Genomic DNA, 22,140 nt, shown 5'->3' on the forward strand with positions numbered 1-22,140 from the left:
GAATTATAACAACAAAATTACCCAGGCCTCAACGCAGATCTGGAGAATACGGTTTGAATACAGATCCCGCCAAGACGCCTGGCCGCAACGGGGTTGTGGTTGTCAGGCCCTCTAATGATTATTATTTTGTTAAATCAAGTGACAATTCAGTTAAATTCATTGATTGAATGAACTTATTAGTGACCCTCGTGTCTTGTTTAACTCAAAGCTGTGGCTTACAATACGCGGCTGATTTTGTTAAGAGGTTACGAATGAAAAAAATAACGACATTGATGTTTTTGACCCTGGGTTTCAGTGCCCTGGCACAGACTGAACAGGAAATTCCAAAAAGTTCAGACATCACTTTTGATAAGGCTGCGGCATCTTATGCCATTGGCTACCGCATGGGTCTGCAAATGGCAGGTCGTTCTGGCAGTGATTTTGAAGTTGATATTGAGCAGGCTGTCAAAGGGTTGCGCGAAGCAGCAGTTCAGTCAGATCCCACAATTGACAAGGAGACCATGGCTCAGGAATACGGTAAATATCAGCAAAAACTGCAGTTGTTCCAACGTGAGGAATACCTGGCAATGGCTGAGAAGAACCAAACACGCAGCGATGAGTTTCTGGCTCAGAACCGCGGTAAAACAGGCATCAAGGAACTGGCATCCGGTATTCAATACCGTGTGATCGAAGCCGGCTCAGGCAGAAATGCCACGCTGGATGACACAGTTAAAGTTCATTACAGTGGTAAGTTGATCGGTACCGACGTATTCGACAACTATCAGGAATTTGACAGCACCTATAAAAATGGTCAACCATTGGAAATGGACATGACCAAAATTGGTTTGCCTGGCTGGAGAGAAATCATTCCGATGATGAAATCCGGTGACAAATGGCAGGTGTTTTTGCCACCCGAAATGGCATATGGTGTAAAAGGCCAGGGCCCGATTGGCCCGAACGAAGTGTTGGTTTTCGATGTCCATTTACTGGAAATCCTGTAACTCACACAGCCCTTGAAAGGATTGAAGAGGCAAGTTTGATACTTGCCTTTTTTGGTTCTCAGCATGCATCAATTTCGCCAAATAATCACTCCCCACCTCAATCAGGATCTGATTGAAGAATCTGTTTGGCAGGGGGCCGCGGGATCCATGGATCGGGCTGCCGCGGTGTTGTTCCCTTTTTATTGGAAAAATGAAGAGCCCTGGGTGCTGTTCACTCAGCGAAATGCTGAGCTTCGGCATCATTCCGGTCAGGTCAGTTTTCCGGGTGGTGGTTATGAGTCTCAGGATAAAAACATCAGACACACGGCCTTGCGTGAAACCCACGAGGAAATAGGTGTCAGCAGAGATCGGGTTGAATTGTGGGGGTTCCTTGATGGCTTGCCGTCAATCAGTGGCTTTCATGTTACCCCTTTTGTCGGTGCCATTGATGATGTGCATGACTTGAAATTGGACCACAATGAGGTGGCCAGGGCTTTTGGGGTGCCATTTCGTTTTTTTCAAGATGATGCGAACCGAGTTAAAAACCATGTCAAAACCCCATTTGGTCGCAGACATTATTACGTATTTGATTATAAAGGTGATGTGATTTGGGGTCTCACAGCACAAATCATTGTACAATTGGTAGACAGAATTAAGCAGCAAAATCATGAGCGGTAAAGTATTTATAAGAACCCACGGTTGTCAGATGAATGAATATGATTCTGACAAAATGCAGGACGTGTTGAAAAAATCTCACGGCATGAGCATCACTGATGTGGAAGAAGAGGCAGATGTGATCCTGATCAACACCTGTTCAATTCGTGAAAAGGCCCAGGAAAAAGTATTTTCTCAGCTTGGTCGCTGGCGCAAAATCAAAGAAAAAAACCCTGATGTCATCATAGGTGTGGCCGGTTGTGTGGCTTCACAGGAAGGAGATGCCATCATCAAGCGAGCGCCTTATGTAGACCTGGTGTTTGGCCCACAAACCATTCACCGCCTGCCTGATTTGTTGAATAAAAGGCAAGAGTCTCAACAGCCACAAATTGACATTTCGTTTCCAGAGATAGAAAAATTTGACAACCTGCCTAAGCCAAGAAAAGATGGACCGGCGGCATTTGTATCCATCATGGAAGGCTGCAGCAAATACTGTTCGTTTTGTGTGGTGCCATATACCCGTGGTGAAGAAGTTTCCAGGCCGATGGATTCGGTGTTGGCTGAAATCATGCAGTTGGCTGAACAAGGCGTCAAAGAGGTTAATTTACTGGGGCAGAATGTGAACGCTTATCGTGGTATTTCACACGAGGGTGAAACGGTAGATCTGGCTTTGCTGATCCATTACGTGGCAGCCATTGATGGCATTGAGCGAATTCGTTTCACCACTTCACATCCGGTGGAGTTCACAGATGGACTGATCGATGCGTACCGTGATGTACCTGAACTGGCCAACTATCTGCATTTGCCGGTGCAAAGTGGTTCAGATCGAATTTTGTCAATGATGAAACGTGGCCACACTGCGTTGGAATACAAACAAAAGATCCGCAAATTGCGTGAAGCAAGACCTGACATCAGTTTGTCTTCTGATTTCATTGTTGGATTCCCGGGTGAAACGGCCAAAGATTTTGAAGACACCATGAAGCTGATTGAAGACATAGGCTTTGACCAGTCTTTCAGTTTTATCTACTCGGCTCGCCCTGGCACACCGGCGTCGTCAATGCCGGATCTGGTACCACTGGAAGAAAAGAAAGCCCGTCTGCAACGCTTACAGGCGACCATCAATGAAATGGCAGCACAAATCAGTCAGCAGATGGTGGGGCGAACAGAAAAAATTCTGGTTGAAGGCACATCAAAGTGGTCAGATGAAGAACTTTCTGGTAAAACAGAGAACAACCGGGTGGTAAATTTTGCCGGTTCCAAGCGGTTGATTGGCCAAATGGTTGATGTGGTCATCACTGAAGCATTAAGAAACTCACTGAGAGGTCGTGTATTGATCAATGAATAAAATAGAACAATTGCCAACTCAAAGCGTTCGTAACATGGATTTCCCGGACGTTAACAACGGAAGCCTGGTTAACCTGTACGGACAACAGGACATTCATTTAAAGCTCCTCGCAGAGCATACCAATACCGACATACACGCCAGAGGGCACAATTTTCAGATCAAAGGCAGTGAGGCCAATGTCAACCAGGCAGCTAAAATGTTGCAATTACTGGTCAAGGAAGCCCGTAATGAAGCACTGAACCCTGAAATTGTTCACGTGATACTGGCTGGCAACGCCAGTAAGCCAGATTATGAGCCGCAGGAAGTGGCGATCAAAACCAAAGCCGGCGTGATCACTGGTCGTTCTGACAACCAGAAAGAATACCTGCACAACATCGTCACCCATGACATCAATTTTGGCATTGGTCCGGCAGGAACCGGTAAAACCTATCTGGCTGTGGCCTGTGCGGTTGAAGCTTATATGCACGACCGGGTCAGGCGCCTGGTACTGGTCAGGCCTGCTGTAGAAGCCGGTGAGCGGCTGGGGTTTTTGCCCGGTGATCTGAGCGACAAAGTCGATCCTTATCTCAGACCGTTGTACGATGCCCTTTATGAAATGCTGGGGCACAACAAAGTCGAGAAAATGTTGGAAAAATTTGAAATCGAAGTGGCGCCGTTGGCTTTCATGCGGGGGCGTACATTGAATGATGCATTCGTGATTCTTGATGAGGCCCAGAATACCACCGTTGAACAAATGAAGATGTTCCTTACCAGAACTGGTTTTAACACCACAGTGGTGGTAACCGGGGACATCACACAGGTTGACCTGAGACCAGGTGAAAAATCAGGATTGAAACATGCCATGGATATATTACAGGACATCAAAGGCATCAGTTTCAGTTGGTTTAAATCAAAAGACGTGGTGCGACATTCTTTGGTGCAGAAAATCGTAGAAGCCTACGACAAACCCAAAAACTGAATGATTGCGGCGTATGATTGAGCTGGAACTGATCAATGAAGCAGCTCTGGACGCCCCTGATGAACAATCCTTTCGTTTGTGGCTGAGTCAGGTGTCAACCGCGGTTGAGGTGGAAGGTGAAGTCTGTATCAATGTGGTTGATGCAGCAGAAAGTCAGCAACTGAATATGACCTATCGTCAGCAGGACAAGCCGACCAACGTGCTTTCTTTTCCAGCAGACTTGCCAGAATTCGTCGAATCAACCCACCTGGGTGATCTGGCTATTTGTGCTGAAGTGGTGATCCGCGAAGCACGCGAACAGGGCAAACCACTCACCAACCACTGGGCCCACATGACCATCCATGGTTGTCTGCACTTGCTGGGTTATGATCACATCAATGCTGCGGATGCGGCCATCATGGAACAACTGGAAATTGAGCTGTTGGCCTCACTTGAGATACCCAATCCTTATCAAATTTAACCGGTGGCAGTTATGTCATGAAAACGATACCTTCAGGTCATGACTCTCAAAAGCATCATTCATGAATTTTGGGTTTTTGGATTGAAGCAGGCTTATGCCTGTTTATTTGGTGGTTTTTTGCTGGGCATCATGGTCATTACCCGTTATTGGTACCCGCTTGAGTCATTACACCGTTATGACTTTATTTTTCTGGCGGCCATTGCATTTCAGCTCCTGTTGTTGCTCACCCGGCTGGAAACACCCAGGGAGTTTCTGGTCATCATTGTTTTTCATTTGGTGGCCACAGTGATGGAGTTGTTCAAAACTTCAGATGCCATTGGTTCCTGGGTTTATCCTGAAGCCTACTTCTTTGGGATCGCCAATGTCCCGCTGTTCACTGGTTTTATGTACAGTGCAGTGGGCAGCTATCTGGCCCGCGTTTGGCGGATATTTGAATTCAGATACAGTCAATATCCTCCTGTGTCATGGACTGTGTTGCTTGTCATTGGTATATACATAAACTTTTTCACCCATCATTTTATCTGGGATTTCAGGTGGGTATTGCTGGCCATCACCGGTCTTTTGTTTTTCAGGACGACGATTCATTTCAGAGTCATCAGTGCATACCGCCAGATGCCATTGTTACTCGGCTGGTTTCTGGTGGCGATGTTCATCTGGTTGGCAGAAAACATTGCCACGTTCACCCATGTCTGGATCTACCCCAATCAGACCGGGCAGTGGGAAATGGTGTCTCTGACCAAGCTCAGTTCATGGTATTTGCTGATGTTGCTCAGTTTCGTTCTGGTTTCACTGATCAATCGGAAGCACTCTACGGCAAGCACAGCAAAGATTGTTTAAAAAAACGAATACCATAATCTATAAATTGAAATGAAGTTGGTGTTTGCCATCTGATTTATCGATGTATACTGGGATTGTGTTTTATTGACACATCACATGACATGAATCAGAGAGGTATAAACATGAACAAGAAAGCATTGCCATGGGTAACTGCAGCTGCGGTTATTCTGAGTCAAATTGGCACAGATACGGCATCCGCCGGGGAAGCCAAATCCAATCAATTCTGGTGGCCGGACAGGGTCGATCTTGGTCCACTCAGACAACACGCAGCAGAGTCGAATCCTCTGGGAGATGATTTTGATTATGCAAAAGCCTTTGAGCAACTTGATTTGAAGGCAGTTAAAAAAGACATCGAAGCTTTGATGACTGATTCACAAGACTGGTGGCCAGCCGATTATGGTCACTATGGTCCGTTCTTTATTCGCATGGCCTGGCACAGTGCCGGCGTTTACCGGATTTCTGATGGCCGTGGTGGTGCCGCTGGTGGCCAGCAACGATTCGAACCTCTTAACAGCTGGCCTGATAATGCCAACCTGGACAAAGCCCGACGCTTGTTATGGCCCATCAAACAAAAATATGGCAAAAGCCTCTCTTGGGCTGACTTGATGGTCTTGACTGGGAATGTGGCTTTGGAGTCAATGGGCTTCAGCACATTTGGTTTTGCCGGTGGTCGGGAAGATGATTGGGAAGCCGATATGGTTTACTGGGGACCTGAAAAAGAGTTTCTGGCTGATGAGCGCTATTCCGGTGACCGAACATTGGAAAAACCGCTGGCTGCAGTTCAAATGGGCCTTATCTATGTGAATCCTGAGGGTCCGAATGGCAACCCAGATCCACTACTGGCTGCCAAGGACATCCGTGAAACTTTCGGCCGCATGGCGATGAACGATGAAGAAACCGTGGCATTGATTGCTGGTGGACACACCTTTGGTAAAGCACATGGGGCTAAAAAGCCGGAAGGTTGTGTGGGCCCGGAACCTGCTGCAGCTGATATCGAAGAGCAGGGCTTTGGCTGGACCAGCAAGTGTGGCAGTGGCAAAGGCGCTGATACCATCACCAGTGGCCTTGAAGGTGCCTGGTCAGTGAATCCGATTGCCTGGACCACACAATACCTGGATAACCTGTTTGGTTTTGAATGGGTGATGAGTAAGAGCCCTGCAGGTGCCACTCAATGGATTCCAGCAGACGGGCAGGCAGCCAATCTGGTGCCTGATGCACATGATCCCAACAAGCGCCATGCGCCGATCATGTTCACCACCGACTTGTCTTTGAAATTTGATCCTGAATACCGAAAAATTTCGAAAAGATTTCAGCAAAACCCCAAAGAATTTGAACTGGCCTTTGCCAAAGCCTGGTTTAAGTTGACTCATCGTGACATGGGGCCCCGCAGTCGTTACATAGGTGATGATGTGCCAGCAACTGATTTATTGTGGCAAGACCCGGTTCCCGCGGTGGATCATGATTTGATTACAGACCGTGATGTGAAAAAGCTGAAGAAAATGATCCTGCAAAGTGATTTGTCTCAGGCTGAACTCATCAGAACGGCCTGGTCATCGGCCGCTTCATTCCGAGGTACCGACATGCGTGGTGGTGCCAATGGTGCCAGGGTACGTCTTGCGCCACAGAAAGATTGGCCAGCCAACAACCCTGAAGAGTTGTCAGAAGCCCTTCAAACCCTGGGCAAAATCCAACAGGAGTTCAATGATTCTCAACGAGGTAACAAGCAGGTTTCTTTGGCTGATCTGATTGTCCTCGGTGGAGCTGCAGCTATTGAACAAGCTGCTGAAAAAGGTGGTTTTGAGGTCAATGTGCCTTTCCACCCAGGTCGTACCGATGCCACGGCTGAGCAGACTGATGCCGCATCGTTCGCTGTGTTAGAGCCCAAAGCCGATGGCTTCAGGAACTATTTCGCTGCTGACAACCGCCGGTCACCCACTGACATGCTGATCGAACGGGCCGATATGTTGACTTTGAGTGTACCTGAAATGACTGCGCTGCTGGGCGGCTTACGGGCACTTGATGCCAACACTGGTGGTATCAGTCACGGGATATTGACAGAAAGTCCTGGCACACTGAACAACCACTTCTTTGTGAATTTGCTGGACATGTCTACCGAATGGGGTCCAGCGGCAGACCAGGCTGGTGTTTATGAAGGCCGGGACCGTCAAAATGGGGCCGTTAAGTGGACCGCTACACCAGTCGACTTATTGTTTGGTTCTCATGCCGAATTACGCGCCATAGCGGAAGTTTATGCAGCCAATGATGGCCAGCAGAAATTCATTGATGATTTTGTGGCCGCATGGAGCAAAGTCATGACCTTGGATCGTTTTGACCTGTAAAGCTGATCAGACCCGATGACTGTTGACTCAGTCTGACGGTTTGCTGATCGTGAAAAGCGACAACTTCTGTTTAAGTTGTCGCTTTTTTAGTTATTCAAATCCGTTTTTAAAAATCAGGTCATTGGTGATTTCAAGGGTAAATTGATTGTTGCCAGGATTCACATCAATCAAACCCTGCGGGACCACGAGTTGAGCCGTGTTACTCAAAGTCAGTATGCTGTTGATATCAACAGTACCCACTGCATCAATGACGATCTGACCATTGGGGGGCAGACTGATCGATTCAGTGATGTTGCCGCTGCCAGTTGCATTGTTGCAGGAGGCGCCATTGCTTGGGGTACACAGCCAGTCAACCTGGGTCAGTTCAGGTGGAAAGAAATCGATCAGGGTGGTGGCATTGGCGGTGACCGGTCCTGCGTTGCTTACAGTGATTTGCAGGCTCAGGTCGGTGCCCGGTAAATAGGCCACAGGATCTGCTGTTTGAGTGACAGACAGGTCCACCTCGTTTTGTGAAACCGGACATTCCACCACTGCCCGGATCACAAAATCGCCAGACAACCCTAACAAACAACTGTCAAACCAAAGGTCTGGCGGAATGGCAAACAAAGCATTTTTCCCTGCCTGACAACCATCTGCATCGGTAACCACACTGGGGGTGTTTACGTTGGGTGAGTTTTCAAATTCAAAAGCAACGACGTATTCTGTGCCCTCGGTCACCGGAACCACCAAAGGGATGACGTTGTTTTCATCAAGGTAACGGAATTCGTTCAACAAGCCATCGGTTAAAACAGGCCCGATTATGGTTTCCAGTTCGATACCTGGAATGGGGTGTGTGCCAGCCTGATGAACACTGACCGAGCGTTCTATACTGGGTGGGTTGGTGCCACTGGCCGAACGCCAGAATATCTGAACTGCTATCAGGTCTCCATCACAAGGTGCTTCCAGCCAGACAGCCGCCCGTTCACCAGCAACGAAGCCGGATTGAATGGCGCCACTGCTCAAGTCAGTTAAGGAATCATTTTGAATGGTTATTTCTGTGGCTGCAGTGAACTGTGCAGCCATGATCAACATGGTACCTGTTAAGTATCTCTGTTTCATGTGTGCCTCCCGGTTGTTGTTAACACACACTTACCCAGTTAAGGCCGACCCCTCCATTGAGACACAAGACATGCCTGTTCACCAGAAAATAATTAAAAAATGTACCATTTAGTCCGAAATATATATGAATTAATCCCAATGCGAACATTTGTGACCCTCAAGTGACACAAATGAGTCTTCGTGACACTAAGCATTGTTTGATGATTTGATGCCGGGCGGTTTACAGCATCACCTTTAGTTCAGATGTATGTTCTCATCAAAAGTCAGTATTTCATCAGCCCATCATTGGCGTTACAATGTGTATTTGAAGCGTCTTTAAGACAGGGGGAAAGGTGAGTCAACCGGTACTGATCACTGCCATTGTGGTGGTATTTATGATTCTGTTCCCATTGTTTTGGTGGGTGATTACCCGACTGTTAAAGAAAGCCTCAGGCATGAATCAGGAAGTGAACATCACTTCCCTGGGCAAACTGATCATCAAGCATGGCTTGGGTTCAGGCCGGATCAACGGCATCAATCACAACCATTGCCTGACATTATCACAATATGAAGGAGGGTATGTGTTCTCCACAGCTGCGATCATGGGTGGTGGTCAGCTGATTGTCAGGCATGATGAACTTGTTTCAGTTGTATCCAAGAAGTCCTGTTGGTTTTTCAATAAAGTCATCATCAAAACCACTTTTGGCAGCAAAATCACCATTTACGGAAGGTTGACAAAGGCTTTCGCTGACAGCGCCATTCAGTCCTGATGAAGGTATCCTGCATGGTAGCTGATGTGGTCTTCAATGAAACTGCTGATAAAATAATAGCTGTGATCATATCCGGCATGCTGGCGCATAGTCAGTGGGTGCTTATGTTGCTCACAGACTTCAAGCAGTTTTTCCGGCTGCAGGTATTCCGTTAAAAATTCATCGGCCAAGCCCTGATCAACCAGTAAAGGCATCGGTGCTACGCCCGATTTTATCAGCTCAACCGTATCGTACTGACGCCAAAGTGTTCGATCATCACCCAGATATCCAGTAAATGCCTTGATTCCCCATTCATTCTGAGTGGGGGCAGTAATGGGTGAAAAGGCACTCACCGAACGAAATTTATCCTGATTTTTCAATGCCAGAGTCAAGGCCCCGTGACCACCCATTGAGTGTCCAAAGACCGATCGGTTACCAGGCTGTACCGGAAAATGTTCTTCAATCAATCCGGGTAATTCTTTGACCACATAGTCTTCCATCCGGTAATGCCTGCTCCATGGTTCTTTGCTGGCATTGAGGTAAAACCCGGCACCAGAGCCAAAGTCGTAACTGTCATCTTCGCCTGGTAATCCAAGGTTTCTTGGGCTGGTGTCCATACTTACCAGGGCGATCCCATGTTTGGCAGCAAAACGCTGTGCCCCTGATTTAATCATGAAATTTTCTTCGGTACAGGTCAGCCCGGAGAGAAAATAAAGCACGGGAACTGGCTTGCTGGTTGATTGTGGTGGCAGGTATATGGCAAACCCCATGGAGGCCTGATTAACGGTTGATTCATGCCGGTAAAATGACAGTTGTCCATCATGCAAAGTATGTTGGCTGCTTAATTGCATCGCTATGTGCTCCGAATAATGCTGTTGTCAGTCAAAGGTAATGACGCTGCGGATGCCGTCGCCGGCATGCATCAGTTCAAATGCTTTGTTGATCTCATCCAATGGCATGGTGTGCGATACAAACTCATCCACTTTCAGTGCTCCGGCAAGGTATTGGTCAACCATGCCCGGTAACTGACTGCGACCTTTGACCCCGCCGAAAGCAGAGCCACGCCAGACCCGCCCGGTAACCAGCTGAAATGGTCGGGTTGCAATTTCCTGGCCGGCACCAGCCACTCCGATGATCACAGATTCTCCCCAGCCTTTGTGACAACATTCAAGTGCTGAGCGCATGAGTTCAACATTACCAACACATTCAAATGAATAATCAACCCCTCCATCGGTGAGCTCAACCAACACCTCCTGAATGGGAAGGTCGTATTCTTTGGGATTGACAAACTCAGTGGCCCCCATTTGTCGGGCAAATTCAAATTTATCCGGGTTGATGTCAACCCCGATGATGCGACTGGCTCCAGCCATCACGGCACCCTGAATCACGCCACAACCAATCCCGCCCAGGCCGAACACAGCCACGGTGGAACCTGGTTCAACTTTGGCGGTGTTCAACACCGCGCCGACGCCAGTGGTGATACCACAGCCCAACAGACAAACCTTATCCAGCGGAGCCTGCTGATTGATTTTTGCCAGGGCGATTTCTGGCACCACCGCGTATTCCGCGAAGGTTGAAGTACCCATATAATGATACAAGGGTTTGCCATTGATGGATAACCGTGAAGTGCCGTCCGGCATCAGCCCCTGGCCCTGAGTGGTTCTGATGGCCTGGCACAGGTTGGTTTTTCCAGAGGTGCAGAAATTACATTCACCACATTCCGGGGTGTACAGTGGAATCACATGATCTCCTTCTGCCACCGAATGCACACCATCACCAAGTTCCACCACAACAGCACCGCCTTCGTGGCCCAAAATCGATGGAAACAAACCTTCCGGGTCATCGCCTGACAGGGTGTATGCATCGGTATGGCAGACCCCGGTGGCAACCATTTTGATCAATACCTCACCGGCTTTGGGACCCGCAATGTCAACAGTTTCTATGGATAATGGCTGACCTGCTTCCCAGGCCACAGCTGCACGCATTTTCATGATTATCTGATGTTTTAAAAGGCAAAGATCATAACACAAAGAACCATGAAATTCGTGTGATTGGTGGCAGTTTTCAGGTCTGCAATTCCCACAACACGATTTGCCACTCCGTTGCATTGCTGGTGTAGCAGCTAACGGTTTTGAAACCCACTTTTTCATGGGCTCTGACAGAACGGGTGTTGTGGGTAGCAATTTCAGTGATCACACAATCGCAAAGTGGTTTCATGGTTTCTGCCAATCTGGCATACAGCCCGGCAAAGAGTCCGGATGAGCGGTATGCTTTGGCCACACACACCTGACCCATGACCACATAACGGTCATTGGTGATGGGCTGATCATGCAGTGTCAATTGCTCAATGCGTTCAAACATAGGCTTCAGCAAGGGCATGTGCCTGGCCATTTGTGGCACCATGATCAGGGCATATCCAACCACCTGTTGATTCAGTTTGGCAATCACATGCCGGTGTGGTTGATTCATCAGCCTGAGTAATGCAAGGTCATGTTTCAGGGTCACAAACCCTTCGCTCATTTGTTCATCCGCTGACAGCTGAGACTTGAGGTTGTGTTCTTGCAAAACGAGGATGCCTTGTAACTCTTCATCGGTGCTGGCCAGGGTGATGACAGGTGACTGCTGGTTTTCAGTCTTCACATTTGACAGCCTTCATCTGGGCAGGGCAGGTGCTCAACCTGTATGGTGGTGTGCTGGATGTCAAAGTGTGTGGCAATGGAGGCTTTGATCAGTTTCAGGACATCGGTTTCGTGCATCACCTCATCCACCTGGACATGCAGGGTCATCAGGTTGATGTCATTGGTCAGTGACCAGACATGAATATGGTGCACGTCGGTGACCGATGGGATGTCTTTCATCAATTGTTTTTTTACGGCGGTATCATCGATGTCATCCGGCGAGCCTTCAATCAGGATGTGTGCGGATTTTTTTACCACCTGCCAACCAGATTTTAGAATCAGCAGGGCGACCAGCAACGACAGCACCGGGTCTGCCCAGAACCAGCCAAAAAACCAGATCAGCAATGCTGCAACAATCGCCGCAACTGAGCCCAGTAAGTCACCCATAACGTGAATCATGGCAGATTTAAGGTTCAGATTGTCATGATCTCCGCCACTGAGTATTTTGAAAACCACCAGGTTGATGACCAATCCCAAAACAGCAATGATGAGCATAGGGGTGGGCATGACCTCAACCGGCATCATGAACCTTTTAACCGCCTCGAACACAATCCAGGTGGCGATCAGCAACAGGCTCAGTCCATTGACAAAAGCCGCCAGAATCTGAAATCGGTGCCAACCAAAACTACGGGTTTTATCAGCACCTTTGTCACTGTAAGCAAAAGCCAGCCAGGATAACAACAGTGCCAGACCATCGCTGAACATGTGCCCGGCATCTGCCAGTAAAGCGAGTGAGCCAGACAACAATCCGCCGATGATTTCGGCGAACATGAAGCCAAAGGTCAGTATCATGGCCCACAAAACGCGGGCTTTGTTGTCCTCATTCACATCGACACTGTGGTCATGGTGACCGTGGTCGTGATGGCTGTGGTCGTGATGGCTGTGGTCGTGACTCATGATATGTTATTGATGTTTGCCTTTGTCCCAGCCCTGTGCGCCAAAATACTTCATGCCGGCCGATTCAGCACCGGTTTCAAGTGAGGTGCCCATTGAATCATTCCAACGGTTCAGGTAGCCAAACAGCGCAATGACACCTAAGATTTCAACGATCTCACCCTCATCCCAGTGTTTTTTTAACTCGGCTTCAATGGCCTGGTCTACTGCATTGGGTACACTGGATGCTGCCAGGGCAAATTCAAACATGGCTTTTTCAGCATCGCTGAATAACCCGCTTGAGCGAAATTCCCAAATGCTGTCCAGGCGTTCCTGAGAGCCGCCATAACGTTCAGCAGCCAGGATGGTGTGAGCCTGACAATACCTGCATCCGGTTTGCGCACTGGTCAAATAGCCCACCAGTCTTTTTTGTTCTGCAGTCACCCGTCCTTTATTGGCCATCACCGCCATATTCAGGTTTACAAAAGCTTCAGCAATGGCAGGGCGCCGTTGCATGGTCAGTACACTGTTGGGACAAAATCCCAGGGTTTCATTGAAAAATTTAACCAGTCGTTCGACTTCTGGATTGGCAAATTGATCGAGGGGTTTGATGAGTGGCATGTTTGTTGTGGCTACGTATAAAGAAGGCTTAAGGCTAAAGTCATGGCCTTAAAAATTCAAGTGTTAATTGTCTGGCTTTGCTTTAAATTTCACACGTTCATCACCATAATGGGGTTTTCCAATTGGTTACGGTTAACATGACAGAATTTTACGAATTATCAGCTGACACCCTGACTGGTCAGCAACAGTCACTGGCTGATTACAAAGGCAAAGTGGTGTTGGTGGTGAATACCGCAAGCAAATGCGGCCTCACGCCCCAGTACGAAGGTTTACAGGCCTTATTCAATGAGTACAAAGACGAAGGTTTGGTGATCCTGGGTTTTCCTTGCAATCAGTTTGGAAAACAGGAACCTGGAAATGCAGATCAGATCAGTGAATTCTGTGAAATCAATTACGGTGTCAGTTTCCCCATGTTTGGTAAAATTGATGTGAACGGGAAAGACACTCATCCAGTCTTTGAATACCTGAAAGATGAATTGCCGGGAACCCTTGGCAAGAAAATCAAATGGAATTTCACCAAATTCCTGATTGGTAAAGACGGCAAGCCGATCAAGCGATTTGCCCCTACCACCAAACCTGCTGACATCAAAAAACACATCGAAGCGGCTTTGGCCGCTTGATTTGACCGCTGACCGGATCCCTCTGAGTTGTCCGGTCAGCCTATTTCAAATGAAGTGATCCCATACGTGTTATAGACGTGGATTCTTGGCGCGCCACCGATGTACATTCTCACGGTTTCAAAGACCGGTTCAGCACCCATTTGGGTAACCAATTGAACAGCTTTTTTGTTCACCTTGGGTACGTCAAGAAACACCTGACAGCCGTCGGTTAATTCAATCGTTAATTGCTCAAGGATGCATTGCGCTGTGGCCAGGTCGCTGGCAAACAGGGGACCAATTTTGTAGCCTTCCAGACAAGCCCTGATGACCCCATAGCCTTTGATTTTTCCGGCTTCACTGACAAGGAATTCCTTTGCATTGTCCTGGCTGCGCCAGGCTGAGTTGAATGCGTGTCTGCTCGCTGGGAAAAAGTCATCAAGATAGGAAAGCAAGGTGTCTTCATTGTGATCAGCTGGTGGTTTCATCGCAACAGCATCAGCGATTGATTGATGTTGCCAGGCGTAACGGATACTTTTATGGGCCATGCGAAAACCTGATTTCTCGTAGTTTTTTCGCTGTGCCACTACCCCATCCAGTCCAATTTGGCAACCAGATAGGTATTCCATGGCATGGTACCAAATGTGCATCCCAAGACCCCGGCCGCGGTATTCAGGCTTTACCATATAAAAGCCAATGAAGCCAAACCCCTGATACCTGACAGCAGAAATACAAGCCACCATCTGGTCATCAATCATGCCAACAAAAAAACCATTGGGATCAGCCAATTGGTAACAATGGGCATCATTCAGTCCGGGATTCCAGCCTTCGGCTGCCGCCCAGTCGATCATTTGGATGATGTCCTCAGGAGTGGCCGTTCTGATGATCATGTCATTGACTGCTTCAGTTGGTTTGATGCCGGTGATCAATAGGTCTTTATTCATCTGTTCGCTGCTCGTGGTGTCAGGTTAGTTACCAATGGGTGATCCTGGTGGTATGGTTGGTGCCTGGTAGGGCATGGCTTCTGTGGCCTGAAGAAAATGTTGTTTTATGGCTGTCAATGCCATGGCATTGACAGGGTTTTTGTTTCGTTGTTTTGTCAACCAGCGTTGCTTTCTGTCAAGAAAAGCATGGATTTCAGCCCTGGTGATGGCGGCCAATTGAGGGTCAGTGGCCTTATTCAGTAATTGTTGTAGGGTCACCCAGTTGATGCCTTGCTGTACTGCATTGTGGTATGAGTTTTGATGCTTTTGTTCCCATGTTGATTGCCACAACTGTTGCAGAACATCGCTCAATACGGGCATCTGGTTGTCACGGGCATGGTGTTCGACCAGCCGGTTAAGGCGTTGCGGGTTTAACAGTAACTGCAAACTGTGCAGGGCTGCGGTTTCAGCCACACCCAGGGCATCAAAGTTAAGACCAGTGCGGTGTTTGAAGTGTTCGCGGTCCCGGTAACTGCCCTCAACCGGAGGCAACAACAGGGGCAACAGCGCTTCATTGACAGCCAGGTGCTTCACACTCAGGGTTTGTAAAACAGCATCGAGGGCTTGCTGTTGCTGTTCTGCGCTGACCACAGTGGCAAACACCTGATCCTCACCTTTGATGGCATAGCGGTAATTCACCCCGCCGATCAGCTTAACAGCTGCTTCGGTCTGATACCGGTGGAACAAATAGACGGGGACCAGGTGACGTTCCAGGCTGGCCACTGGCTCACCGCTTTTGATGGTGTTGAGGCCAAAGTTATTCAGTGCCTGTTGTCTGACATGAAGCACATCCAATAACCCTTGAGCGGCATCGCGGCCATTGTCCCACAAATGAGCCATTGGGTGGCTACCACCTGGCATACGGGCATCGCGGTCGGCTATGAACACCTGACCATCTGCCCGGGCTTCAGTCAGCATTTGCTGCAGTTGGCTGGCTTCTTCTTCCGGAGCAAATGGCTGATACAGATACCTCAGTGAGAGGGTGTCCCATGAGCCTATGCCCACATCATAGGCATCACTCAAATCCAGTTCGCCTGAGGAGGTGACTTTGACCAGGGGGTGTGGATAGTCCATCACCGATGCCCGGTCCAGGCTGCTGGCATAAAAGTTATGAATCAGCCCCAGGGTGTGACCCACTTCATGAGCAGATAATTGTCGCAGGCGTGCCAGGGCCATGTCTTTGATGGCCTGTTCCACTGCCACCGTGGATTCACCCGGTTTAAAAGGTGAGAGCAGGCTTTGTGCGATGAGCATGTCCTGCCGGACCCGCAATGACCCCAGAGTGACATGACCTTTGAGAATTTCACCACTGCGGGGATCGACGATGCTGGCGCCATATGACCAGCCGCGGGTTGATCGATGTACCCACTGAATGGTGTTATAGCGGATGTCCAGCGGATCGGCACCGGCCGGTAGCAGTTTGACTTCAAAGGCATTGGAAAAACCAGCAGCTTCAAAAGCATCTGCCCACCAACGCGCACCATCCAGTAATGCCGATCGCACCGGTTCAGGTGTTCCCGGATCCAGGTAATAAACAATGGGAGCAACTGGATCACTGACAGTCAGTTCGGGGTGTTGTTTTTCCAGGCGGTGGCGTATCAGCCATTGGCGGTTCATTGATTCACCCAATGGCGCAGCGTAATCTTTAAATGACATGGGTATGCCGCCACTGCGGGGATCAAAATCACGGGTTTTCCAGGGGTGTTCAGGTAACTCAACCAGTGAGTGGTGGGTTCGGATACTGAGTACGTCGTTGGTTGGTGCCACCGAACGCACATGTTTGCCCGGCTGATTGCCCTGCAGGGTGATCAGTGCTTCAAACTCAGTATTTCGAGGAAAATTTTTGGTGTTTTCCGGGTATATCACAGAACGTTGGTTGTCGACACTGAACTGACCTTCTTTGAGTTGCGACAGGCGTTGGCTGATACCTTGAGAATCACGCAACAGAAAACCGGTCCAGTCCACCAACACAGAGCCCTCTGATTCAGCCACCACAGTGCCTCCCCATAGCACCGATCTGGCAAAGCCATCTTCAACTGCCTGACGTTCGGCAGGATTATCAGAATGGGCGCGAAATGACTGATTTGGCTCCACCATCAGGACTTTGTTGCCAAAACGCTGAAATTGCACCAATGCCTGGCCACCTATTTGTCCCCGGTCAAGGCCGATGTCGTTGGAGCCGACACCAGACTGTAAATACCAGATGTACAACAAGTCTTGATCAAACTGTTCCAGTTGCAGGTAAATCTTACCTTCACTTGGGTCCCGGAAAAAATCGACAAAACCCTCATGAGCTTCCATTTGGGCAGTGAATTCGGCAATGTTTTTGGTTGTGTCGTCGTTGGCAAAGGTGGGCTGGATGCACAGCAAAAGCATCAGCAGAGACATTCTGGTCATGGGGATTCTCCTTTTGGTGGTGTCAGTCAGACGATCCATTTTGCCAAGCTGAAGCGGGGTTGTCATCTAAAAAATGCCCATCAGTCGAGATTGCCGATCGCTGCCTGAGTTAACTCCATTATAATACCGGTATGAACATTGAATTGATATTACGAGACCGTTCAGCCGGTCAATGTGAATTGTGTGGAGCTGCCGATGATCTGGCATTGTATCAGGTTCCCCCCGTTGATCAGCCGGACGCAGAAAACACAGCCATGTTGTGTACCACTTGCCGGCAACAGATTGCAGATCCTGAACTTTCAGACCCCAATCACTGGCGGTGTTTGAATGACAGCATGTGGAGTGAAGTGCCTGCTGTTAAAGTGCTTGCCTGGCGGATGTTGACCCGTTTATCAGCCGAAGGGTGGCCACGGGATTTGCTGGATATGATGTACCTTGAAGATGATTTGCTTAAATGGGCAAAAGCCACGGGAGAAGGCCAGGAGCGGTTACTGCATCAGGATTGTCACGGCGCTGAACTTGTGGCCGGAGACACTGTTACTCTGGTTAAAGACCTGAAAGTCAAGGGCGGTGGTTTCACCGCCAAGCAAGGCACGGCAGTGCGCAACATTTCATTGGTCCAGGATAATCCGCAACACATCGAAGGTAAAGTGGAAGGCCAGCGCATTGTGATATTGACTGAATATGTGAAAAAGTCGCATTGACTTACCTGAGCTCCCATCAGGCCAGTTGGGCAGAAGACTACCTGACAATCAGACGGGCCATCCTGGCGATTGAAGGTTTGACCATCAGGCTTGACCACATTGGCAGCACAGCGATTGAGGGATTGATGGCAAAACCCTGTATTGATGTGCTGGGTCAGGTGTCATCCCTGAGTCACCTGAACCCCGCCATTCCCTTGATCAAACAGCTTGGATTCACCTGTCGGGGAGCTTATGGAATTGCCGGGCGGATTTATTTCAGCCGGGCAACTGAAACCAAGTGCCATTTACATGTATTTGCCACTGGTCACCCAGCGATTGAACAACACCTGAATTTTGTCCGGGTAATGAGTCATGCGCCGGAAAAAATAAAAGAATTCAATCAGTTAAAACAACGCTTGCAACAGCGATATCCGAATGACAAACAAGCATATCAACGGGCCAAAGCCGGTTTTTATCAACAATTGGATCGCTGCAAGATTCAATAGTCATCGTCATCGTAGTAGCCAGTGACTGAAAGTGATGAGCGGGGCATTTCTTTTTTTCCAGCAATGACTCCACGGCATTTTTTCGCACCGCAATTGCATTTGAATTGTCTGAAGAGGTAATCTTCGGTGTCACTGTAGTCGATGGTGATGTAATCCCCGGGCTGGATGTCTTTGATGGCTGTGGCAATGTGTTCTTTGGTGTTGATACTGGTGTTGGGGTCACAGGCATGCAGAAAAAAACCTGTGAAAAACTCATCATTCAGGTGTTTGTTTTTGCCTATCTGAAATGAATGTTCACGCATGGCATTGATTTCTTCTCCAGCCAGTCTGGCCAGTGTCTGGCCTTTTTTAAATGGTTTTAAACAAACCACCCCTTTACCTGCCACGTGATTTTTAAATTCAACGCGGAAATCCGAAGACTGTGGAAACAGTGGGTCGTTACCGTACTCTTTGGGATAAATCATCACCAGAAACCCTCATAATCTAGCTGATTGAATGGCCGAGACCGTTGATGACCGGACCCGCCTCTTTTTTGCATTTATACTATTAAATCATGGTTTTGCACAATGAATTTTTACCCTGAAATAAAAAATCATCAGCCTTGCAATAAATCATTCAACCCATTGGATAAATCATGATCCAATTAACATTTTCAATGGGTGTTGAGCGGTAAACTTTCAGATTCCCCCTATGTTTTTGGTGCCATGAAATCACTGTTAACCTTTTCAGCTGTGTTGTGTTTTGCCTTTGGGGCCAGACCTTTGCAGGCCGCGGTATATGAAGTGGGCCCGAATCAAGCCCTGTCAAGGATTGGGGAAGTGCCCTGGGCATCACTGCAGGCTGGTGATCTGGTGCGCATTCATTGGCGCTCGACGCCCTACCGGGAAAAGTGGGTGATCAATGCCGTGGGAACGGCGATGGCTCCGATTGTGGTGCAAGGTGTGCCTGGTCCTCAGGGACAATTACCGGTGATAGATGCGGAAGATGCGGAGACCGTTCCTGGCGTCAACTTCTGGAATGAGCGGCGGGGATTGATTAAAATTGGTGGTTCCAATACACCCAGTAACCCGATTCCACAACACATCATCGTGGAACATCTGGACCTCAGATCGGCCCGGCCTCCGTTTCAATTCACCAATGATGGTGGTGGCACCGAAACTTACAGCAACAATGCCGCCAGTTTGTATGTAGAGATCGGTCAGCACATCACCTTCAGAAACAACATCATTCATAACAGTGGCAATGGCATCTTTGTTGGTGCCAATGGCGGTGAAACGCAGGATATTTTGATCCAGAATAATCACATTTATGACAATGGCATAGTGGGGCGGATTTTTGAACACAATACGTACACCGCGGCCATCGGTATCATCTATGAAGGCAATCGGTTTGGAGCATTGCGCGATGGTGCAGGTGGTAACAACCTCAAAGACCGTTCAGCTGGCCTGGTGGTGCGTTATAACTGGATTGAAGATGGTAACCGTCAGCTGGATCTGGTGGATGCCGAAGATTCGGCAGTGCTGGTCAACCATCCCAGTTATTCCACCACCCATGTTTATGGCAATGTGTTGATTGAATCTGACGGGCAAGGTAACTCACAGATTCTGCATTATGGGGGCGACAGTGGCACCACTGCTGATTACCGCAAAGGCGACTTGTACTTTTACAACAACACGGTGATCTCCACCCGCAGCGGTAACACCACCCTGATGGGGCTGTCGACCAATGATGAAACTGCACACATGTTCAACAACGTGTATTACGGTACCAGCAACGGTGGTACATTGGCGTTGGTGGGTGGGGCCGGCACCCTTGAGTTCGAACACAACTGGTTGAAAAGTGGTTGGAACGATTGTCATTGTTCACCAACTGGGGCCGTGATTAACCTGGGTAACAATGTGGTGGGCACTGTACCTGGTTTTAATGATTTCAACAACCAGGATTTCAGTTTGGCTGCTTCAAATGAGTTACAGGATGGTGGCATGTCGTTACCAGTCAACCTGATACCTGATCATGATTTATACCGCCAGTATCACCGTCATCAGATCATTGACAACCGACCGATACAGGGAAGTCTGGACATTGGAGCGTTTGAACGGTGTGATGAACTGGGCTGTGATTTGATATTTATGGATGGATTTGATTGAAACTGACAGCCACAGTCAGGATTTTTGGTTACACTATGTGCTTTGACTGAGCACCTGTATTCATGGAAGCTTTCATTGCTTTATTTTCGGAGCCGCAAACCTGGCTGGCTTTAATGACCCTGATCCTGATGGAAGTGATTTTGGGCATTGATAACCTGATATTCATCTCCATCATCACCAACAAACTGCCCAAAGCGCGGCAACGCCTGGCCAGGCAAATAGGCATTCTTTTGGCACTGGTGTTGCGACTGGGTTTGCTGGCCACCATTGCCTTCATTGTGTCACTGACCGAACCGGTGTTCAGTATTGGTGATCAGGCTTTTTCCTGGCGTGACCTGATCATGCTGGCCGGTGGTTTGTTCCTGGTGTGGAAAGCGATCAGTGAAATTCATGAACATGTGGATCCGGATGCGGTGAATCAGGCCAACAACTACAGTGCCATGAAACTGACCTTTGCTGCTGCCATCACCCAGATCATCCTGATTGATATGGTGTTTTCCATTGACAGCATCATCACCGCCATTGGCATGACCCGGCATCTGCCGATCATGGTGATTGCGGTGGTGGTCGCGGTGGTGGTGATGCTGATTTCAGCAGAACCACTGTCACGTTTCATCGAACGTAACCCCAGTGTGCTGATGCTGGCCCTGGGTTTCCTGCTGGTGATTGGAACCGTGCTGATTGCTGAGGGTTTTGGGGTGCATTTTCCGAAGAAATACATTTATGCAGCGATGGCCTTTTCGGTGTTCATTGAAGGCCTGAATATCATGGCCCGCCGGGCCAGAAGCAAAGCCAGCGGTGCAGGTCATGAGTGATTCTTTTTGGTTCACCGAAGGTGGGCTTGAACGCCCGGAAGTGCATGAGTTACTGCAGGCCCATCTGGACCACATGGCGGCCAATTCACCCCCTGAAAGCCGGCATGTGCTGGATCTGGATGGTTTAAGACAACCAGACATTGATTTCTGGACGTTGTGGAAACAACAGCAACTGGCCGGTTGTGTGGCCCTGAAACACTGGGATCATACCTATGGTGAACTCAAATCCATGAAGACTGCAAATGCCTTCGTGCGCCAGGGTGTGGCGCGGTATTTACTGGATCAGGTGATCGCTGAATGCCGCGAGCGCGGCTATCAGTGTTTAAAGTTGGAAACCGGTTCCATGGCGTATTTTGCACCCGCCAGGCAGTTGTATCAGAACCATGGATTTGTGTATTGTGAGCCTTTTGGTCACTACAGGGAAGACCCTAACAACGTCTTCATGTCACTGAAGCTCTGAGCC

The 22,140-nt window shown here is 48.7% G+C and carries 23 protein-coding genes; 14 read left to right on the forward strand and 9 right to left on the reverse strand.

What is annotated here, in order from left to right; translation table 11 throughout:
• The first annotated feature begins 251 nt into the window (after nucleotides 1-251).
• The 7 genes from B0475_RS16090 (at nucleotide 252) to katG (ending at nucleotide 7,552) form a co-directional block, all read left to right on the forward strand.
• Complete coding sequence (locus B0475_RS16090) at nucleotides 252-980, forward strand: FKBP-type peptidyl-prolyl cis-trans isomerase (RefSeq protein ID WP_198538348.1); 729 nt, start codon at nucleotides 252-254, stop codon at nucleotides 978-980.
• Nucleotides 981-1,043: 63 nt separating this feature from the next.
• Complete coding sequence (locus B0475_RS16095; RefSeq protein WP_077412918.1) at nucleotides 1,044-1,637, forward strand: NUDIX hydrolase; 594 nt, start codon at nucleotides 1,044-1,046, stop codon at nucleotides 1,635-1,637.
• On the forward strand, nucleotides 1,627-2,958 hold the full coding sequence (miaB, locus tag B0475_RS16100) for a tRNA (N6-isopentenyl adenosine(37)-C2)-methylthiotransferase MiaB (protein ID WP_077412919.1): 1,332 nt from the start codon (nucleotides 1,627-1,629) through the stop codon (nucleotides 2,956-2,958). Before B0475_RS16095 ends, miaB begins: the two co-directional genes overlap by 11 nt.
• A 34-nt stretch (nucleotides 2,959-2,992) precedes the next feature.
• Nucleotides 2,993-3,916 carry a PhoH family protein gene (locus tag B0475_RS16105; RefSeq protein ID WP_198538356.1) on the forward strand — a complete coding sequence of 308 codons (924 nt, stop codon included), beginning with the start codon at nucleotides 2,993-2,995 and terminating at the stop codon, nucleotides 3,914-3,916.
• Between the two features lie 13 nt (nucleotides 3,917-3,929).
• Complete coding sequence (gene ybeY / locus B0475_RS16110; protein ID WP_077412921.1) at nucleotides 3,930-4,376, forward strand: rRNA maturation RNase YbeY; 447 nt, start codon at nucleotides 3,930-3,932, stop codon at nucleotides 4,374-4,376.
• Nucleotides 4,377-4,415: 39 nt separating this feature from the next.
• Entirely contained in the window at nucleotides 4,416-5,213 is a 798-nt protein-coding gene (locus B0475_RS16115; protein WP_077412922.1) for a DUF817 domain-containing protein, read from the forward strand.
• 122 nt (nucleotides 5,214-5,335) lie between these two features.
• The gene (gene katG / locus B0475_RS16120) at nucleotides 5,336-7,552 is read left to right on the forward strand and encodes a catalase/peroxidase HPI (RefSeq protein ID WP_077412923.1); all 2,217 of its coding nucleotides are present in this window, start codon (nucleotides 5,336-5,338) and stop codon (nucleotides 7,550-7,552) included.
• Nucleotides 7,553-7,642: 90 nt separating this feature from the next.
• Here the strand turns inward: katG and B0475_RS16125 are convergent, their stop codons facing one another.
• Entirely contained in the window at nucleotides 7,643-8,650 is a 1,008-nt protein-coding gene (locus B0475_RS16125; protein ID WP_157893028.1) for a DUF11 domain-containing protein, read from the reverse strand.
• A gap of 332 nt (nucleotides 8,651-8,982) precedes the next feature.
• Between B0475_RS16125 and B0475_RS16130 the strand changes: the two genes are divergently transcribed.
• Complete coding sequence (locus tag B0475_RS16130) at nucleotides 8,983-9,399, forward strand: hypothetical protein (protein ID WP_077412925.1); 417 nt, start codon at nucleotides 8,983-8,985, stop codon at nucleotides 9,397-9,399.
• Here B0475_RS16130 and fghA read toward each other — a convergent pair.
• From fghA to B0475_RS16155, 5 genes are all read right to left on the reverse strand, one after another.
• Nucleotides 9,390-10,229, reverse strand: a complete 840-nt coding sequence (gene fghA, locus B0475_RS16135; RefSeq protein ID WP_077412926.1) for an S-formylglutathione hydrolase — start codon at nucleotides 10,227-10,229, stop codon at nucleotides 9,390-9,392. The genes B0475_RS16130 and fghA overlap by 10 nt on opposite strands.
• 27 nt (nucleotides 10,230-10,256) lie before the next feature.
• Complete coding sequence (locus B0475_RS16140; protein ID WP_077412927.1) at nucleotides 10,257-11,369, reverse strand: S-(hydroxymethyl)glutathione dehydrogenase/class III alcohol dehydrogenase; 1,113 nt, start codon at nucleotides 11,367-11,369, stop codon at nucleotides 10,257-10,259.
• Between the two features lie 73 nt (nucleotides 11,370-11,442).
• A complete protein-coding gene (locus tag B0475_RS16145) occupies nucleotides 11,443-12,018 on the reverse strand; it encodes a GNAT family N-acetyltransferase (protein ID WP_077412928.1) in 576 nt (191 codons plus the stop codon).
• The gene (locus tag B0475_RS16150; protein WP_077412929.1) at nucleotides 12,015-12,953 is read right to left on the reverse strand and encodes a cation diffusion facilitator family transporter; all 939 of its coding nucleotides are present in this window, start codon (nucleotides 12,951-12,953) and stop codon (nucleotides 12,015-12,017) included. Before B0475_RS16150 ends, B0475_RS16145 begins: the two co-directional genes overlap by 4 nt.
• 6 nt (nucleotides 12,954-12,959) lie before the next feature.
• Entirely contained in the window at nucleotides 12,960-13,550 is a 591-nt protein-coding gene (locus tag B0475_RS16155) for a carboxymuconolactone decarboxylase family protein (protein ID WP_077412930.1), read from the reverse strand.
• A gap of 137 nt (nucleotides 13,551-13,687) precedes the next feature.
• Here B0475_RS16155 and B0475_RS16160 point away from each other — a divergent pair, with 137 nt between their 5' ends.
• Nucleotides 13,688-14,170 carry a glutathione peroxidase gene (locus B0475_RS16160; protein ID WP_077412931.1) on the forward strand — a complete coding sequence of 161 codons (483 nt, stop codon included), beginning with the start codon at nucleotides 13,688-13,690 and terminating at the stop codon, nucleotides 14,168-14,170.
• A gap of 35 nt (nucleotides 14,171-14,205) precedes the next feature.
• Here B0475_RS16160 and B0475_RS16165 read toward each other — a convergent pair whose 3' ends face one another.
• Nucleotides 14,206-15,090 (reverse strand): GNAT family N-acetyltransferase, encoded by an 885-nt coding sequence (locus tag B0475_RS16165; RefSeq protein WP_232781902.1) that lies wholly within the window; start codon nucleotides 15,088-15,090, stop codon nucleotides 14,206-14,208.
• Nucleotides 15,091-15,114: 24 nt separating this feature from the next.
• Nucleotides 15,115-17,526: a zinc-dependent metalloprotease gene (locus B0475_RS16170; protein ID WP_077412966.1), complete on the reverse strand. Its 2,412-nt coding sequence runs from the start codon at nucleotides 17,524-17,526 to the stop codon at nucleotides 15,115-15,117.
• Between the two features lie 131 nt (nucleotides 17,527-17,657).
• Between B0475_RS16170 and B0475_RS16175 the strand changes: the two genes are divergently transcribed.
• Nucleotides 17,658-18,230, forward strand: a complete 573-nt coding sequence (locus tag B0475_RS16175) for a PhnA domain-containing protein (protein ID WP_077412932.1) — start codon at nucleotides 17,658-17,660, stop codon at nucleotides 18,228-18,230.
• Complete coding sequence (locus B0475_RS16180; RefSeq protein ID WP_157893029.1) at nucleotides 18,227-18,715, forward strand: GrpB family protein; 489 nt, start codon at nucleotides 18,227-18,229, stop codon at nucleotides 18,713-18,715. The genes B0475_RS16175 and B0475_RS16180 overlap by 4 nt, the downstream gene beginning before the upstream one ends.
• Here the strand turns inward: B0475_RS16180 and B0475_RS16185 are convergent.
• The gene (locus tag B0475_RS16185) at nucleotides 18,709-19,179 is read right to left on the reverse strand and encodes an SET domain-containing protein-lysine N-methyltransferase (RefSeq protein ID WP_077412934.1); all 471 of its coding nucleotides are present in this window, start codon (nucleotides 19,177-19,179) and stop codon (nucleotides 18,709-18,711) included. The two genes, B0475_RS16180 and B0475_RS16185, sit on opposite strands and share 7 nt — an antisense overlap.
• Nucleotides 19,180-19,419: 240 nt before the next feature.
• Here B0475_RS16185 and B0475_RS16190 point away from each other — a divergent pair, with 240 nt between their 5' ends.
• The 3 genes from B0475_RS16190 to B0475_RS16200 all read left to right on the forward strand — a co-directional run bounded on the left by B0475_RS16190 (nucleotide 19,420) and on the right by B0475_RS16200 (nucleotide 22,137).
• On the forward strand, nucleotides 19,420-20,862 hold the full coding sequence (locus B0475_RS16190; RefSeq protein WP_157893030.1) for a right-handed parallel beta-helix repeat-containing protein: 1,443 nt from the start codon (nucleotides 19,420-19,422) through the stop codon (nucleotides 20,860-20,862).
• A 62-nt stretch (nucleotides 20,863-20,924) separates the two neighbouring features.
• On the forward strand, nucleotides 20,925-21,677 hold the full coding sequence (locus tag B0475_RS16195) for a TerC family protein (protein WP_077412936.1): 753 nt from the start codon (nucleotides 20,925-20,927) through the stop codon (nucleotides 21,675-21,677).
• Complete coding sequence (locus tag B0475_RS16200; protein ID WP_077412967.1) at nucleotides 21,670-22,137, forward strand: GNAT family N-acetyltransferase; 468 nt, start codon at nucleotides 21,670-21,672, stop codon at nucleotides 22,135-22,137. Before B0475_RS16195 ends, B0475_RS16200 begins: the two co-directional genes overlap by 8 nt.
• Nucleotides 22,138-22,140: the final 3 nt, after the last annotated feature.

It is taken from the genome of Marinicella sediminis, from assembly GCF_002000055.1.
Classification (GTDB): Bacteria; Pseudomonadota; Gammaproteobacteria; order Xanthomonadales; family Marinicellaceae; genus Marinicella; species Marinicella sediminis.